Annotated in this window: 6 protein-coding genes; 2 read left to right on the top strand and 4 right to left on the bottom strand. The window is 70.3% G+C overall.

The genetic code is table 11. The annotated features are described in order from the left end of the window. Positions 1-298: 298 nt before the first annotated feature. The 4 genes from IEX89_RS05125 to IEX89_RS05110 form a co-directional block, all read right to left on the bottom strand. Entirely contained in the window at positions 299-2,380 is a 2,082-nt protein-coding gene (locus IEX89_RS05125; RefSeq protein ID WP_188910321.1) for a methyl-accepting chemotaxis protein, read from the bottom strand. A 131-nt stretch (positions 2,381-2,511) separates the two neighbouring features. After that, complete coding sequence (locus tag IEX89_RS05120) at positions 2,512-4,440, bottom strand: peptidoglycan L,D-endopeptidase MepK (RefSeq protein WP_188910318.1); 1,929 nt, start codon at positions 4,438-4,440, stop codon at positions 2,512-2,514. A 283-nt stretch (positions 4,441-4,723) separates the two neighbouring features. Beyond that, the gene (locus IEX89_RS05115; RefSeq protein ID WP_188910316.1) at positions 4,724-6,520 is read right to left on the bottom strand and encodes a L,D-transpeptidase family protein; all 1,797 of its coding nucleotides are present in this window, start codon (positions 6,518-6,520) and stop codon (positions 4,724-4,726) included. Between the two features lie 111 nt (positions 6,521-6,631). Continuing rightward, complete coding sequence (locus tag IEX89_RS05110) at positions 6,632-8,101, bottom strand: sigma-54-dependent transcriptional regulator (RefSeq protein WP_188910314.1); 1,470 nt, start codon at positions 8,099-8,101, stop codon at positions 6,632-6,634. 221 nt (positions 8,102-8,322) lie between these two features. Here IEX89_RS05110 and IEX89_RS05105 point away from each other — a divergent pair, with 221 nt between their 5' ends. Together IEX89_RS05105 and IEX89_RS05100 are read left to right on the top strand one after the other, a co-directional pair. Continuing rightward, a complete protein-coding gene (locus IEX89_RS05105) occupies positions 8,323-10,212 on the top strand; it encodes a M3 family oligoendopeptidase (RefSeq protein ID WP_188910312.1) in 1,890 nt (629 codons plus the stop codon). A gap of 445 nt (positions 10,213-10,657) precedes the next feature. Then, positions 10,658-15,904 carry a hypothetical protein gene (locus IEX89_RS05100; RefSeq protein ID WP_188910310.1) on the top strand — a complete coding sequence of 1,749 codons (5,247 nt, stop codon included), beginning with the start codon at positions 10,658-10,660 and terminating at the stop codon, positions 15,902-15,904. Positions 15,905-15,937: the final 33 nt, after the last annotated feature.

Raw genomic sequence — 15,937 nt, 5'->3', positions numbered from 1 at the left:
GTCGTGAGCCGCGCCCGGAATCCACACGGGAAGCGCGACAGGCAGGAATGCTTTGAGAATAGCGGTTTAGGCGGACGATAAGAGCTCGTTCCCGAATCGGCGCTCTGCGCGCGATCCTCACAGGTCGATCACAAATCCGTGTTCACGCAAGAAACGCAGAACGCCCCCGAGACGTGTGCGAGGGCCGGGAAAGCAGCGGTTCATGCACCCGAGACGACGCGAGCGGCGGGCCGGGGGCCGCCGCTCGCGAGGTCGCTCCGAATGGGTGACGGCGCCCGGCCGAGCGGCCGGGGGCGCCTCAGGCGGCGCGCAGGCGCGCCACGAAATCGGCGACGTGGCCGGCGAGGCCGTCCGCCTGCTCCCGCACCGCACCCGTCGCCTCGCGCGAGGTGCGCGCCGCGCCGCCGGCCTCCTCGGCGACGCGAGAGAGGTCGTCGACGTCGCGGGCGACGCCGTCCGTGCGCGCCGCCGCGGCCGCGATGCGCTCGGCGATCTCGGCGGTGGCGCCGCCCTGCTGCTCGACGGCGCCGGCGATGGCGATGGAAATCGCGTCGATCTCCCGGATGACGCCGCCGATCTCGTCGACCGCCGCCACGGCGCGCCCCGCCATCTCCTGCATGGCGGCGATGCGCGCGGAGATCTCCTCCGTCGCCTTGGCGGTCTGGCCGGCGAGCGACTTCACCTCGGCGGCGACCACCGCGAACCCGCGTCCGGCCTCGCCGGCGCGGGCGGCCTCGATCGTGGCGTTGAGCGCGAGCAGGTTCGTCTGCTCGGCGATCTCGGCGATGAGCTGGAGCACGCCCTCGATTCGCCCGGCGGCGTCGGCGAGCTCGGCGACGGTGGCGCCGGTGCGCTCGGCGCTCCTGGACGCTTCCGCCGACACGCTCGCGGCGCGCCGCACGCGGCTCGTGACCTCCGACAGCGAGGCGGTGAGCTCCTCCGTCGCCGCCGCGACGCCGGTCATGACGCTTCGGCTCTCGCCGGTCTGGCGCGCCGCCGAGGCGGAGCGCTCCGCCGTGATGCCGACCGAGCTCGCCAGCGCGCCGGACGCGGTCTCCGCCTGCCCGGCCGCGGCGACGAGGCGCGCGGCGGCGGCGTCGATCGTCTCCTCGAGCGTCGCGGCGATCTCCTCGAGCGTGCGCCGGCGAGTGGCCTCGGCCTCGGCGCGATCGGCGTCCTGCGCCGCGCGCAGGCGCTCCATCTCCTCGGCATTGGCTCGGAAGATCTCGAGCGCGTCCGCGAGGCGCCCGATCTCGTCGCGCCCGGCGTAGCGCCGTGCGTCGACCCCGAGGTCGCCGGCGGCGAGGCGCTGCAGGAGGCCGGCGATGGCGTCGAGCCGACGCGAGACCCGCAGCAGTATGAACCACAGGAGGACGCCGAGCGCCACGAGGCCGACGCCGAGCCCCACGCCCGCGAGGAGCGCGTTGCGGCTCGCCTGCGCGGCCAACGCTCGCGCCGCGTCGAGCGCACCGGCGGCGCCCGCTTCCGAGAGCGCGGCGGCGGTGTCGATGAGGGCGTCCGAGCGGGCGAGGAAGGCGTCCGCCTCGAGCGGGAAGGTGCCGCTCCCGGCTTCGGCGAGCATCTCGGTGCGCAAAGCCGCGTAATCCGTGAAGAGCGCCGTCGCCACCGCCTCGGCGGCGGCCGCCTGGGCCGCGCTGGTCTCGGGATGGGCGGCGAGGCGGGCGATGGCGATGCCGGTCTCGGCGGCGCGGTCGTACTGCGCCTGCGTCGCCTGCACGGTCACCGCGTCGAGCGGCCACTTGGCGATGGCGCCGATCAGGAGCACGGTGCGGTCCCGGCTCGCGTATTCGCGCGCCTCCCAGCCGAGCCGCTGGAGCGCGAGGCCGTGCGCCACGACGGAGGGGATCGTCGCCCCCGACGGCTCGGCGAGGGCGCCGAGATCGAAGAGCGAGCGCGTGAGGGCGTCGTAGGCCGGCACGATGGTGGGCGCCGCATCCGAGCGGCGGAAGGCGCTGAGCGGCGCGTCCGCGTCGACGCCGGCGCGCAACGCCGCGAGCCGCGCGCGCACCGTCTCGATCTCCGCGGCCAGCGCGGCGCGCCCCGGGAGCGCGTCGGCCGCGGCGATGGACGCGCCGAGCGTGTCGAGGGCGGCGTCGACACCCGGGCGCTGCTCCGCGATGGCGGCGGCGCCGGGCTCGTCGATGGGGTTGCGAAGCGTCAGCGCCACCTGCGCCAGGGCGCGCTCGGCGGACAGCGCGGTGCTCGCCGCGCCGAGGTCGACGCGAATGGCGGCCACCGCCTCGATCTGGCGCGCGTCCTCGATGGCGCGCAGGTTCGTGTGCAGGACGAGGCCGAGGGCCAGCGCGAGCAGGACGGAAACGGCGAGGCAGACGGCCAGGCCGAGAGAGCGTACGGACATTCCGGTCCTCCAAGGGATATGTCCCAGGGGAACATGAATATCCTAAGGTTCTGCCAACACAGTTGCACAATCGTCGGGCAACGACTTGCACATCGTTGCGGCAGGGTGCGTGTCGGTCGGAGCCGCCGCGCTCAGGGCGCGGTGGCGATCCGGCGGACGGCGGGGCCGAGCGCGAAGCCGGACGTCGGCAGGCTCCCGTCGCGGGCGCGCGAGAAGCCCTGCGCCACGCCGGCGGCGGGGATGGCGACGAGGCCGCTCGGGCCGCTCTGCGCCACCCGTGCCGAGGCGACGTGCACCGGCGCCGCGGCGGGACGCGCGTCCGCCGGCGCGAGGCTGCGATCGGCGAAGAGGGCGCGCAGCGCGGTGCGCTCGCGCTCCGGCAGGGCCGCGACGGCCGCGGGCGGCGCGGGAGCGCGGGGCGTGCTCGCGGTGGCGACGGGGGCGGTCTGCGGAGCGGCGGTTTGGGGAGCGGTTTGCGGCACGGTGCCACGGAGCGCGGCGAAGGCCGCGTCCGCGGCGCGCGCCGGCGGGACCGGCGCGAAGGCGCTCGCCGTCGCCGGCGGCTGGATCGCGGCGGGCTCCGCCGCGGCGACGAGGGTCGGCGCGCGATCGAAGCGCGGCGGCGGCAGCGGAGCGAGCGCGACCTCGACGGTCGGCGCCTCCGGCGCGGCGGTCTCGTCGGCGCCGGACGTCCCGACGGGACCCGCGTTCCAGACGAGGCGCGGGCCATCGCTCGCGGTATCCGCGGAGGGCGTCGCGGCGACCGTGCCGGCGCCGCCGAAGGCGGCCGGCCGCGGCGTCGGAAGCGCGGCGAGGACGGTCGGCGCGGCGGCGCTCTCCGCGGCCGCGGTGTCCGTGGCCGGTGATGCCGGGTCCGCGGACGCGGCTTCGGCGAGAGCCGCGATCTGCGTGCGATCGGCCGGGGACGCGCTCGCAACAGTGGCGGGGCGCGACGGCGGCAGGATGGAGGGGATCGGCAAGGTCGGCGCCACGGCAGCGATCGCGACCGGCGCCGGCGGGACAGGGGCCGCGACAGGAGCGGGAGGCGCCGCCACCGGAGCAACGACGGGAGCGGGCGCCGGCGCGGGTGCCGCCGCGCGCACCGGCTGGGGTGCCGGCTCGGGCGCGGGCGCCGGCTGCGCGGCGGGCGCGCTCCGGAACAGGGCGTAGCGCTGATCGATCTCGGAGACCTCGGCGGGAAGCGCGGCATAGGCCTCGTCGCCCGCGGCCTCCCCCTCGTCGCCGCCGCCGAAGAGCGCCGCCCACAGGCTGCGCCGCTCGCCGCCGCCGCGTGCGACCGCGGTGCCCTGCTCGCCGCCGACGATGCCGCCGGCCGCGAGGATCTGGCGGCGCGCCTCGTCGTAGCCCGACAGCGGGCGCCCGTCCGAAGGGAGGTGGACCGTGCGGCCGTCGGGGAAGAGCGAGGCCAGCTGCCCGCGGGTCATGCGCGGCCAGTGCCGCACCGAGCCGACGTCGATATGGACGAAGGGCGTGTTCGCCCGCGGGTAGAAGCCGACGCCGCCGCGCTGCAGGCGCATGCCGATGGTGCGCAGCCGTGAGGACGGGACGTCGGGCAGGTAGAAGTCGGTCGCCCGCCCCTGGATGTGCTGGCTCGATTGCGCCACCGCGCTCGAGCGCGAGCGCAGCATCTCGTTGGTGCGCGGCGAGCGGTAGCCGGAGACGACGTGGAGCGGCTGCTGCGAGCCGGATTGGCGATGTACCTCCCACAGCGCGTCGTAGAGGCGCGGGTCCATGTCGCGCTTCTCGTCGCGACGCCAGTCTCGCAGGATCCAGTCGAGCTGGTCGAGCGCCTGGCGGTCGTAGCGGCCGTTGCGCTTGAAGGTGACGCTGAGGCGCTCGCCGGTGTGCATCTGGCGGATGGAGAGCGTGCGCGTGTCGCCGTTGGCGATGGCGTCCTGCGTGCCCGACGTGCCGGCGACGGTCAGGCCGGTGGCGAGGAGGAGGCAGGCCAGCCCGCGGGTGAAGCCACGGGACAGGCTGGTCGCGAAAAGACCCTTCGACAGGCCTCGACGGATCCGGGAGGGGCGCTGAACGGTCAAGAGCGTCTCGTCTCTCTCATTCGGCGGTTCGGGGGACCGCGGCGTGTCGGGGCGGATCATGGAAAGTGCCAGATCCGCAGCATTCGAACGAAACCGTTAAGAGCCCGTGAACCACGTCGCACGAGGAGGCGCGACGCCCGCTCCCGGCCCTGCCGGTCGAGGGGCCGGCTTGAGTTCGGAATGAGGCGCCGATGCGGCCTCGGAGGCGCGCCGACGCGGTTCTCGTCACGATTTCGCCGCGTGCGTGTCTTTCGCGCCACGGTTCCGGCGGCCACCGGATCCCTCACGGGTCGAGCCCCAGCGCCTCCCGCGTCAGCCGGTCGAAGCCGTAGATGTCCTCGTGGGGCACGATGCGCCCGTCGTCCTCGACCTCCAGCGTGAAGTAGGCGAGGTGGACCGGCACGTGCTCGTCGAGATGGACGTAGCGTTCCCGCGGGCCGACGAGGGCGCGCAGCCGCGCCTCCGGCCAGCCCTGCTCGGCCAGCAGCAGGTCCGCCAGGGCGAAGGGGTTCTCCACGCGCACGCAGCCGTGGGAATAGGCGCGGCGGATCGTGTCGAACAGGCCCCGGCTCGGCGTGTCGTGCAGGTAGACGTGGTGGCCGTTGGGGAACATGAACTTGATGTGCCCCAGCGCATTGCGCGGCCCCGGCGGCTGGCGCACCGTGATCGTCGAGCCGTTCCGGATCACCTCGTAGCCCCGCGCGGCGGCGTAATTCGGATCGGCGCGCAGGCCGGGCAGGATCTCGTTGCGCATGATCGAGGGCGGGATCGTCCAGGTCGGCGAGACGACGACGTATTCCATCTCGTCGGAGAAGATCGGCGTCTCCTGCCCCGGCTTGCCGACGACGACGCGGGTCTCGTGGACGATCGCGCCGCCGTCGAGGACCTCGAGGCGATAGCCCGGCACGTTGACGAAGATCGCCTTCTCGCCGAGGTCGCGCGGCAGCCAGCGCCAGCGCTCCATGTTGGCGAGGAGGTCGCCCTCGCGCCGCGCCGGGTCGACGGAGGCGAGCGCCGCGATGGTCTGGTTGCCCACGATGCCGTCGACGACGAGGCCGTGCTCGCGCTGGAAGTCCTCCACCGCGCCGGCGAGGGCCACGTCGTAGACGCGCGCCTCCGCCTCCGCCTGCGGCGCCTCCATGCCGAAGCGCGCGCGCAGCAGCGGCACGCGAGCGTCCCGCGCACCGGGGCGCAGGACCGGGCCCGGCGGGACGGCGACCATGGGCTCGGGCGCGGTCTCGGCCGCGCGCAGCTCGGCGAGCGCCGTGCGCAGGCGCCGATAGCCCTCGTGGGGCGGGTTGTGATCGGCGAGCGCGACGGCCGGGTCCGCGGCATCGGCGAGGCCGGACAGGATCGCCTCCGCCCCGGGAATGTCGAGGGTCGGCGTGATCAGCTCGTGCAGCCGCGTCGGCTCGAGCCGCCCGCCGCGCGCGTCCTGCGCGTAGCGCACGAGGACGGCGGAGAAGGCGATGTCCGCCTGCGCGGCCGCCGCCGGGTCGAAGGCGGGGCCGGCGGGCAGCGGCGGGAGCGGATAGGCGGCGGGGTCGAGCCCCTCGTCTCCCGCGGCGGCGAGGACGTGCGCGAGCGCGAGCGCCGCCTCGCTCCAGCCGAGGCCGTCGGCGGCAGGCGCGATCCAGGCGGGGGCGTGCGCCCGCGCCGCGTAGAAGGCGCGAAGCCCGGCGACGTCGTCCGCCCCGTACTCGAGGCCGAGATCGCCCTCGATGGCGCCGAGCCGCCCGATCAGCATGGGGCCGACGAGCGCCTCCGCGCCGATGGTCGGCGGCAGGGCGATGGGCCCGAGCGAGCCCGTGCGCGGCGGCGAGGCCTGCGGCGCGTCGGCGGGGACCGGGTAGGTCGGCATCGCGTCGAGCGGTGAGGGGACGCGCTCCTCCGCCGGCGCGCTCGCAGCCGGGAGCGGACCCGCGTCGAGCCCGGCGCGCCCGTCGAGGGCGGCGAGCCGGGTCTCGTCCGGCGCGGCCAGAGCCGGCGCCGACAGGCCGGGCGCCGCCGCGAGGAGGGCGGCGAGGGCGACCGCGTGAGCGGTGCGGCGAGCGAAGGGAATCGGGGCGTGCGCGACCATGGCGGAACTCTGCCGACCTCTCGTGGGGTGCTCAATCGCGGCGTGCGGGGCGGGGACTATTTTCCCGCCCGCTGTTGCAGGCGCGCCGCAGGCGGACGTCCGGGCGCGGCCTCAGGCCGCCGCCTCGTCCTCCAGCCCGTATTCCTTCAGCTTGCGATAGAGCGTCGAGCGCCCGATCCCGAGCCGGCGCGAGACCTCCGACATGTGCCCGCGATAGTGGCGCAGCGCGAAGCGGATGATCTCGACCTCGAGCGCTTCGAGCGTGCGCGACTGCCCGTCCTCGTCCAGCAGCGCCAGCGCGTTGGGGTCCTTCACCTCGACGTGCACCACCTCGCGCACCGGCGCCTGCGCCGTGCCGGTCTCGGCGAAGACGGGGGCGGGCGGGATGCGTACGTCGTAGCCCGCGACCTGGGAGGCGATCTGCGGGAACTCGTCGACGGAGAGCTCGTCCCCGTCGCAGAGCACGACGGCGCGGAAGAGCGCGTTCTCGAGCTGGCGCACGTTGCCCGGCCAATCGTAGCGCGAGAGGAGCTCCATCGCCGCCGGCGCGACGCCGCGCACGCGCTTGCCCTCCTCCGCCGCGATCCGCGCCACGAAGGAGCGCACGAGATCGGGGATGTCCTCGCGCCGCGCCCGCAGGGGCGGGAGCGTCATGGGGAAGACGTTGAGACGATAGAAGAGGTCCTCGCGGAACTTGCCCTGCTTGACGAGGTCGAGCAGGCTCTTGTTCGTCGCCGAGACGAGGCGGATGTCGACCTTCACCGAGCGCTTGGCGCCCACCGGATCGACCTCCCCCTCCTGGATGGCGCGCAAGAGCTTCACCTGCGCGTCCAGCGGCAATTCGCCGATCTCGTCGAGGAAGAGCGTGCCCCCGTTCGCCTCCACGAACTTGCCGAGATGGCGCTCGGTGGCGCCGGTGAACGAGCCCTTCTCGTGGCCGAACAGCGTCGATTCCACCAGGCTCTCGGGGATGGCTCCGCAATTGACCGTGACGAACGGCTTGCCGCGGCGATCGCCCGAGCCCTGGATGGCGCGGGCGAGCACCTCCTTGCCGACGCCCGATTCGCCCTCGATCAGGACGGGGATCGTCGACTTGGCCGCGCGCTCGGCCAGCCGGATGACGCGCTGCATGTCGGGCGAGCGCGACGCGAGGTCCTTGAAGGAGAGCGTGCCCTCGGCGCGGCGCTTCATGCGCCGGATCTCGTCCTCGAGCTGGTCGACGCGCATGGCGTTCGAGAGCGACACCTGCAACCGCTCGGCGCCCACGGGCTTGACCACGAAGTCGAGCGCGCCCGCGCGCATGGCCTGGACCACGGTCTCGATGGAGCCGTGGGCGGTCTGGACGATGACCGGCGTGTCGATCCCGGCCTCGCGCATGGCGCCCAGGAGCCCGATGCCGTCGAGATCGGGCATGACGAGATCGAGCACGACGACGCCGATGGCGGGCTCGGACCGCAGCGCCTCGAGCGCCTGCGCCCCGCTCTCGGCGGTGAGCGGGGTGTAGCCGAACCGCCGCACCATCGCCTCGAGCAGGCGCCTCTGTACGGGGTCGTCGTCCACGATCAGGATCGTCGAGGTCATTCTGGCATCCGGCCTGCGCGGTGGGGGAGGGAGCTGTTTCGTTTCGGGGCAGACTGGGGCCAAGGGGTTAAGAGGGTGTTGACGCGGGGCGACGGGGTTGTGGATGGCGGGTGCCATCGTCGCGCGCAGCCGATGGCCGCGGAGGCGATGGTTGCGCCCCGGCGCCGGGCGGCCAATATGGCGACGACGCTCACGCTCTCGATCACGGGGACGAACACCGCATGACGATCCACCGCCAGATCCGCCACACGGCCGCCGCCGCACCGGAGGCTCTCTCCGGCCGGGCCTTCTCGCCGAGCGTCGCCACGGCCGCCGCCGAGGCGACCGAGTTCGGGACGCTGCCCGAGTGGGATCTCGGCCATCTCTATCCCGGCATGGACAGCACCGAGTTCGCCCGCGACCTCGCCGCCGCCAAGGACGAGTGCGCGGCGTTCGCGCAGGCCTATCGCGGCAAGCTCGCGGAGATGGCGGCGGGCGAGGGCGCGGCGCAGGCGCTGCACGACGCCATCGCGCGCTTCGACGCGCTGGAGGACCTGCTCGGGCGGCTCATGTCCTATGCCGGCCTCGTCTATGCCGGGGACACCACGGACCCGAAACGCGCGAAGTTCTACGGCGACACGCAGGAGCGGCTCACCTCCGCCACGGCGCAGCTCCTGTTCTTCACCCTCGAGCTCAACCGCCTCGACGACGCGCGGGTGGACGCGCTGGTGCGCGAGGCGCCGCTCTCGCGCTACCGCCCCTGGATCGAGGACCTGCGCCGCGACAAGCCCTTCCAGCTCGAGGACCGCATCGAGGAGCTGTTCCACGAGAAGTCGGTGACCGGGCGCGGCGCCTGGAACCGGCTCTTCGACGAGACGATCGCCTCGCTGCGCTTCGAGGTCCGCGGCGAGGAGCTCGCCATCGAGCCGACCCTCAACAAGCTGCAGGACCGCGACGAGACCGTGCGGCGCGACGCGGCGATGGCGCTCGCCGACACGTTCCGCGAGAACCTGCGCACCTTCACGCTGATCACGAACACGCTCGCCAAGGACAAGGAGATCTCGGATCGCTGGCGCGGCTTCACGGACGTCGCCGACCAGCGCCATCTCGCCAATCGCGTCGAGCGCGAGACGGTGGAGGCGCTCGTCGCCGCCGTGCGCGAGGGCTATCCGCGCCTGTCGCACCGCTACTACAAGCTCAAGGCCAAGTGGTTCGGCCGCGAGACGCTCGCCTTCTGGGATCGCAACGCGCCGCTTCCCAAGGTGGAGCAGCGCACCATCCGCTGGGACGACGCCCGCGACACCGTGCTCGAGGCCTATGCCGGCTTCTCGCCGAAGATGGCCGACATCGCCCGGCGCTTCTTCGACGAGGGCTGGATCGACGCGCCGACGCGCCCCGGCAAGGCGCCGGGCGCCTTCGCGCACCCGACCGTGCCCTCCGCGCACCCCTACGTGCTGCTCAACTACCAGGGCAAGCCGCGCGACGTGATGACGCTCGCCCACGAGCTCGGGCACGGCGTCCACCAGGTGCTCGCGGCGCCCCAGGGCGCGCTGATGGCGCAGACTCCGCTGACGCTGGCCGAGACCGCGAGCGTCTTCGGCGAGATGCTCACCTTCCGCCGCCTCCTCGACCAGACGACGAAGCCGGCCGAGCGCCGCGCCATGCTCGCCGCCAAGGTCGAGGACATGATCAACACGGTGGTGCGCCAGATCGCCTTCTACGAGTTCGAGCGCAAGGTGCACCTCGCGCGGCGCGAAGGCGAGCTGACGACGGAGGATCTCAACGCCGCCTGGATGTCGGTCCAGGCGGAATCGCTGGGGCCCGCGATCACGCTCTCGGAGGGCTACGAGACCTACTGGGCCTACATCCCCCACTTCATCCACTCGCCCTTCTACGTCTACGCCTACGCCTTCGGCGACTGCCTCGTGAACTCGCTCTACGGCGTCTACGAGAACGCCGCCGACGGATTCGTCGAGCGCTATTTCGAGCTCCTCTCCGCCGGCGGCACGAAGCATTACGGCGAGCTCCTCGCCCCCTTCGGCCTCGACGCCACGACGCCCGAGTTCTGGGACATCGGCCTGTCGATGATCGAGCGGCTGATCGGGGAGCTGGAGGCGATGGAGGCCGCTTGAGCCGACGGCAGGTCCGTACGATTTCCTGCTTGAACGCGTAATCTCGGAAACCCGCTCCGCCGACCCGAGCGGACTATCGTGTCCTGCGTCCGTCTCTTCGCCGACCCGTGCCGCGAGGCGGCGACAGGCTGCGCGGCGAGACCGAACGCCGGACACGGTGACCGGGCCGAGCTTCGTGACGAGCGCACCTCGCGACGCTCCCGAGCGTTGCGGCGATGCTGGCCGGATCGACGCATATCGGTCCGTGATCGCCCACGACCAGCCTTGAACGCCGATGCATCGGCGCGCAACCAGGCCTTCCGACCACAAAAGTTTTTCGCATATACAGATCAGAATTATATTATTTCAAGTTATTTGACTGTTATTAGATTCATATATATAGTTAAAGATAATGCAAAACTGATAGACGCTAAATGCGTCAATCATCTTATCAGGAGTTGCCCCGATGGTGATCATGGGTCCTCACTTCAGCGATGCCGAAACCGATCGACCGAACCACGACACGTTCGTTCAGCCGCACTTCACGCTTGCGCAGAGCATCGGCAACGAGAGTGGCGGTACCGGCTTCTGGGAGTGGCTGGCAGGGCTGGGTGTCGCCGCCATCGGGGCGGCTGGACAAGGCGTGCAGGACTTCGTCACCTTCTTTCAACAGCGATCGAGAGAAAGCTTCACGGGCGACGAAGCTCAATCGACGTGGAATGCTCTGGTCGACCTCGTCGGTTCTGCGAATGTCGGCACCAATTCAGCCGGCAATCCGACTATATTCGGCCCAGACGGGCGCCCACTCATGGCCTACACCAACGAAGGAATTGTAGTAGACCAAAATATGACGCTTGGTCAGCTATCAGCATTACTGGAGAGGAGCAGTCCCGGCAGGACCGTGACGGTGCCAGATCTAGATCTGTCGACACCCATCGATGGCAATTTTGTCGTCGATGGACCGCTCTGGCCTCGATCGCCGACGGAGATCCGTGCCGACACCGTTTTCCAGCAGCTGACGAGCGGGCTTTCGCCGGAGGACGTGCAGCTGGTGCGAGAGCTGATCGGGCGGCAGTGGCAAGAGGACACACAAGATCCCGCAAAATCTCCCGGAACACTGCAGCAATTTATCGCGAACCTCCTCACGACGAATTCCGAGACAGGCGAATTGGCCTGGAGCAACGTCGCCGACGAGATACTGTCCGAAGCAGTCGCGCAGCGGCGTTCCGAGGCCGCGAGAAGCGTCTTCGGAGAAGAGCCGTCTGCCGAACAAATGTATGCGGTCGAACGAGCGACGACGGAGCAAATCATTGGTCCGGACGGCATGTTCTACGTCGCACGTCAAATGCAACATCTTCAGAGCATGATCGCCGACCCGAGCAGCGCAAACCCGCTCGTGCAGCGTACCTTCGAGTTCGTGAACAGTGCCGGTGACACGGGATCGAGCGCCGGTAGTGGGTCTCAGGTCGACGGTCAAACTAGAGGTAGCGAATACGACAAGCCTGCTCCAGAGATCGAGCCGGTGACAGTTCCGGCACGTGTCTTTACGCTACCGTTCATGCCGAAGAAAGAACTTGCCGGATACAGCAGAATGGCAGTCATGGCGAACAGTGCAGGTGACTGGTATTTCAACGGAAACACGAATCTGATCAAAATCGATCAAGATGTAAGCAATGAGATTGTTGGGCGCTTCAATCACAGAACGAGAGTCGGTGATAAATTTGAAACATTCGGACATGACTGGTCCCATCTGTGGGGATTCATGGGCATTCTCAACCCAATCGAAGCAGTCAAGTTGGCGGGGGGGACGAATTATCCGAATACGTGGATAAATATGATGCAAAACAACCTTTCGGAGAAGGATCAGCTGCCTCGCTCGACGCTTCATGCCGAAGATGTGAATGATGGTCTCTGGAATGCGATGCGCCCGATCATCGAAGACGTCGTCAATTCGATGGCCGGCACGAAGTATCAGCATCCAACCTCGCTCGCCTTTTTCGATGCGCGGCAGAGAACCGGCGGCGGTAGCGTGAGCATCGAGATCGAACCGGGTACAAAGCTCTTCGAGCAAGCAGAGCAGTTGCAAGCCGAGGGGTTTGGGAATATAGAGCTCCGTAATGGCGAAAATGGAGCAGATGATTACTATGTATATTCACCGAAAGATAATGCTGTTTCATACTACACGCGCGAATTCACGATGACTCTCTTGAACAATCCCCAAATACTCCAAGAAATGAAGAAAAATGTCGAGAATACAGTAATTTGGACTGCGCAGGCGGTCATCGCAGAGAAAGAAGGTCTGCCCCCGCCCCCGCCGCTGCACCTGTATCTCTCGCAGAGTGCAACCAAGGAGCTGCTCGGTGCCACGATGCGTGCCATGGAAGCCAAGATGGCGGATCACGGTCCGCAGCCGAGCCTTCTGCAAGTGTATACGATGTATCGCGATTTATACATGCGGCAAACGACTTTCGACCCGACGGTCGTACAAAAGGAAGACGAGTCCATCCTCGCGAGCGCGGGTGTCTCCGACATCGACCCGGAGCTCTACGGCTTCGGGGGCGACGGGTTGGACATCACATCCGACAAGTTCATCCCGAGCGAGCATCTGCGGGTGGACGAGCTCGGCAAGATGACGATCGCGACGGAGGGGTTGACGGTCGCCGGCGTGAACGACGCGGCCAACTTCATGACGAAGGTGCTCGGCATGCCGGCGCACGAGGTGGCCAAGGCGATGGGGCTGCCGATCAACGACGTGGTGACCGGCTTCGAGCAGGATCTGGGCCGCATCCGCAACAACCCGCATTTCAACGCGATCCTCACGAACTTTCCCGACGGGCCGATCAAGAAGGCGATCCTCACGGGCATCGTGGGAGCCGACATCGCCAACGACATCGTTACGATCGGCGATCCCGGCTCGGTGCAGGACGTCATCAAGGACGGCCTGTTCCTGGGCATGCAATTCGCCCCTCCGCACGTGCGCGACGAGCTGGGCCTCGTCGCGAGCGCGCTCGATACCTACGTCGCGAGCCAGCTGCAGCCGGGCTTCGTCCTGACGCCGGACGGCCTCCTGTCCATGTCGGTGGGCGACCGCCTGCTGCCGGCGCCCGGCGTCGACCCGATCGCGCACGGTGCGCTCGTCGACCAGGGCCTGACACCGCTCGAGGCGCTCGACGAGCTCTCGACGCCCGCGGCCGAGAGCGCCAAGAAGGCGATCGCCGAGGCTCAGTTCCAGCAGGGCTTCGCCTTCGTCGCCGACAGCGTCGCCTACCTGGCCCCCGAGACGCAGAAGGTCGTCGACGTGGTCAAGGCGGGCGTGGGCGTGTGGCTCAACCCCGACCCCACGGCGATCGGCACGCTCGCCAACGCGTTGATCGAGGCCACCGGGCTGCCCAAGGAGCTCAAGATCGCGGTGGGCCTCGCGGTGGCGCTCGGCGGCGCAGGCACCTGGATGCTCGCGGGCGCCCTCTCGGAGGTCCTGTTCGGCGAGGAGCCGCCGAAGACCTTCCCCATCGGCCAAGCCAACGTCTTCGAGGGCGCGGGCCTGTCCGAGCTGATGTTCGACCCGACCACGGGCAAGATCGAGATCGAGGGTCCCGATGGGAAGACGCACCGATTCGACCCGGCCGAGGGCGTGTCGACGCTCGCCTCCGCGGAATACGGCGCGGGCGGCGTAGCGGGCCGGCTGATCTTCACGGCCCACGAGAACGACATCGAGGAGGGCTTCGACCTGACGCGCGACTTCGCGGGGGTGGAGTACATCCAGGCCGGCTTCGCGGCGGACCTGGATTTCGAGGCGATCAAGAACGGGGCGGGCGTGCGCTGGCACATCGAGAGCCCGGACGCGCTCACCACCGTCAACGAGCACGGTGTCGACGTGCACGTGGCGATGCTGATGTCCTCGCCCTTCATCGATCCGAGCCAGACGACGCTGGAGGATCTGGAGAACGGGGACAACCGTGGCTTCTTCATGCTGACGGGCAACCTGCTCGCCAACGGGACGCCGATCATCGACGTGCCGGCGGGCACGGTGTTCTCGGCCTCGCCGACGCCCGGAGGCGAGGCCGTCCCCGTTCCCACGGCGGGCTGGAACGCCACGGCGCTCGTGACCACGGGGCGGCTGCGCTTCGCGGCGGAGTTCCTGGCGCGACCGGAGAACATGGGCTCGGCGCACTTCCCCGACGCGGTGACGGCGGACAAGAGCGACGCGCAGCTGGGCAAGGAGTTCCTCGATTCGGGTCGCTCGAGCGTCTACCACGTGGACGTGGTGCGTCCGCAGGCGCCGGAGGGAGCCGCGCCGGAGACGGTGCCCTCGCCCTATGCCGGGCTCTACCGCCTCAACCCGGACGCCACGGTGAGCGTGGAAGTGCAGAACGTGCTGCGCTCCAACGAGATCGTGACGCGGCCCGACGGGTCGCGTGATCCGGCGCCGGGCGCGAAGGTCGAGCAGATCCTCCCGCCTGTCACCTTCACCAACGAGGACGAGGCGCGCCGCTTCCTCTCGGAGGTTCCCGACCTGCTCGCGTGGATCGCCTCCGATCCGGAACGCGCGCCGCTGCTCGATACGTCGGCGGGGCTGCGCAGCGCCTACGATCAGATGATGGGCGTGAAGCTGGCGAACCCCGACGGGGATGCGGGGATCGTGTTCGACGCGATGGCGTACATGCGGGCGAACCCGGACGTGGGGGCGGCCTTGAACTACGACGCCCTCAAGGCGACGAAGCATTACGTCGAGTTCGGCCGCCACGAGGGCCGCGACATGGGCCTCTACGAGGTCGCGGGCGAGGACGGGACGCAGACGGTGCTGCGCACCCGGATGGAGAACGTGCCCGGGGCCGCGCTGCAGATGGCGGCCGAGCAGTTCGCCGTGGACGAGAACGGGCAGGCGATCGGGGTGATCGACCCGCTCTGGTCGAACCTGCAGGCGATCGGCGGGATGCCGTTGCCGCGGATCGTGTTCCGGGACCAGGGCCAGGCGCAGGACTTCGCGGCGCGCATCGACGACGTCATGGCCTGGATCGCCTCCGACCCGTCGCGGGCCGGGATGCTGTCCGCCGAGGGCGGTCTTCTCGCCGCCTACGAGGCGGTGGCGGCGGGCGAGGTCCCGAGCTTCGACGCCGAGGCCTATCTCGCGGCCAATCCGGACGTGCGCGAGACGCTGGGGTCGAGCGCGGCCATGGCGGCGATGCACTATGTCGAGTTCGGGATCGCGGAGGGCCGGCCTCTCGCCCCGCCGCAGCCGGCGCCTCTGGTGACGCGTCTCGACGGCACGGCTCTGGCGACGCCGACCCTCGACGATTCGGCGTTCGCGGCCGACTTCGCGGCGCGCCTGCCGGAGATCCTGGCGCTGGTGGCCTCCGATCCCGCCCGCGCGGCGGCGATCGGCGATCCCGCGACCCTCGCGGGCGCCTATGCCGACCTCCTGGCCGGTGCCGCCCCGAGCTTCGACGCGAGCGCCTATCTCGCCGCGAACCCGGACGTCGCCGCGGTGCTCGGAGAGGACCCTGTGAAGGCGGCCATGCACTACATCGAGTTCGGCATGGCCGAGGGGCGGTCGATGGGAGCGCCCGCGGGATCGGCCGACATCGTGGAGCCCGGGAGCGGTGACCAGCTGATCCCCGGCTTCCTCGGCGGCTCCGCCGGCATCGGCCTCCCGGCGCTCGTGGTGTCGAACGACGATCTCGTCCCGGGAGACGCCGAGCAGCTCACCGCCTGAGGCGCGCGCCCGAGGCGGCGACGGACAGGGTCG

This window comes from Salinarimonas ramus (assembly GCF_014645695.1).
In the GTDB taxonomy this organism is placed as follows: domain Bacteria; phylum Pseudomonadota; class Alphaproteobacteria; order Rhizobiales; family Beijerinckiaceae; genus Salinarimonas; species Salinarimonas ramus.
Note: the sequence above shows the minus strand (reverse complement) of the source record. Positions and strands in the feature narration are given on the sequence as shown.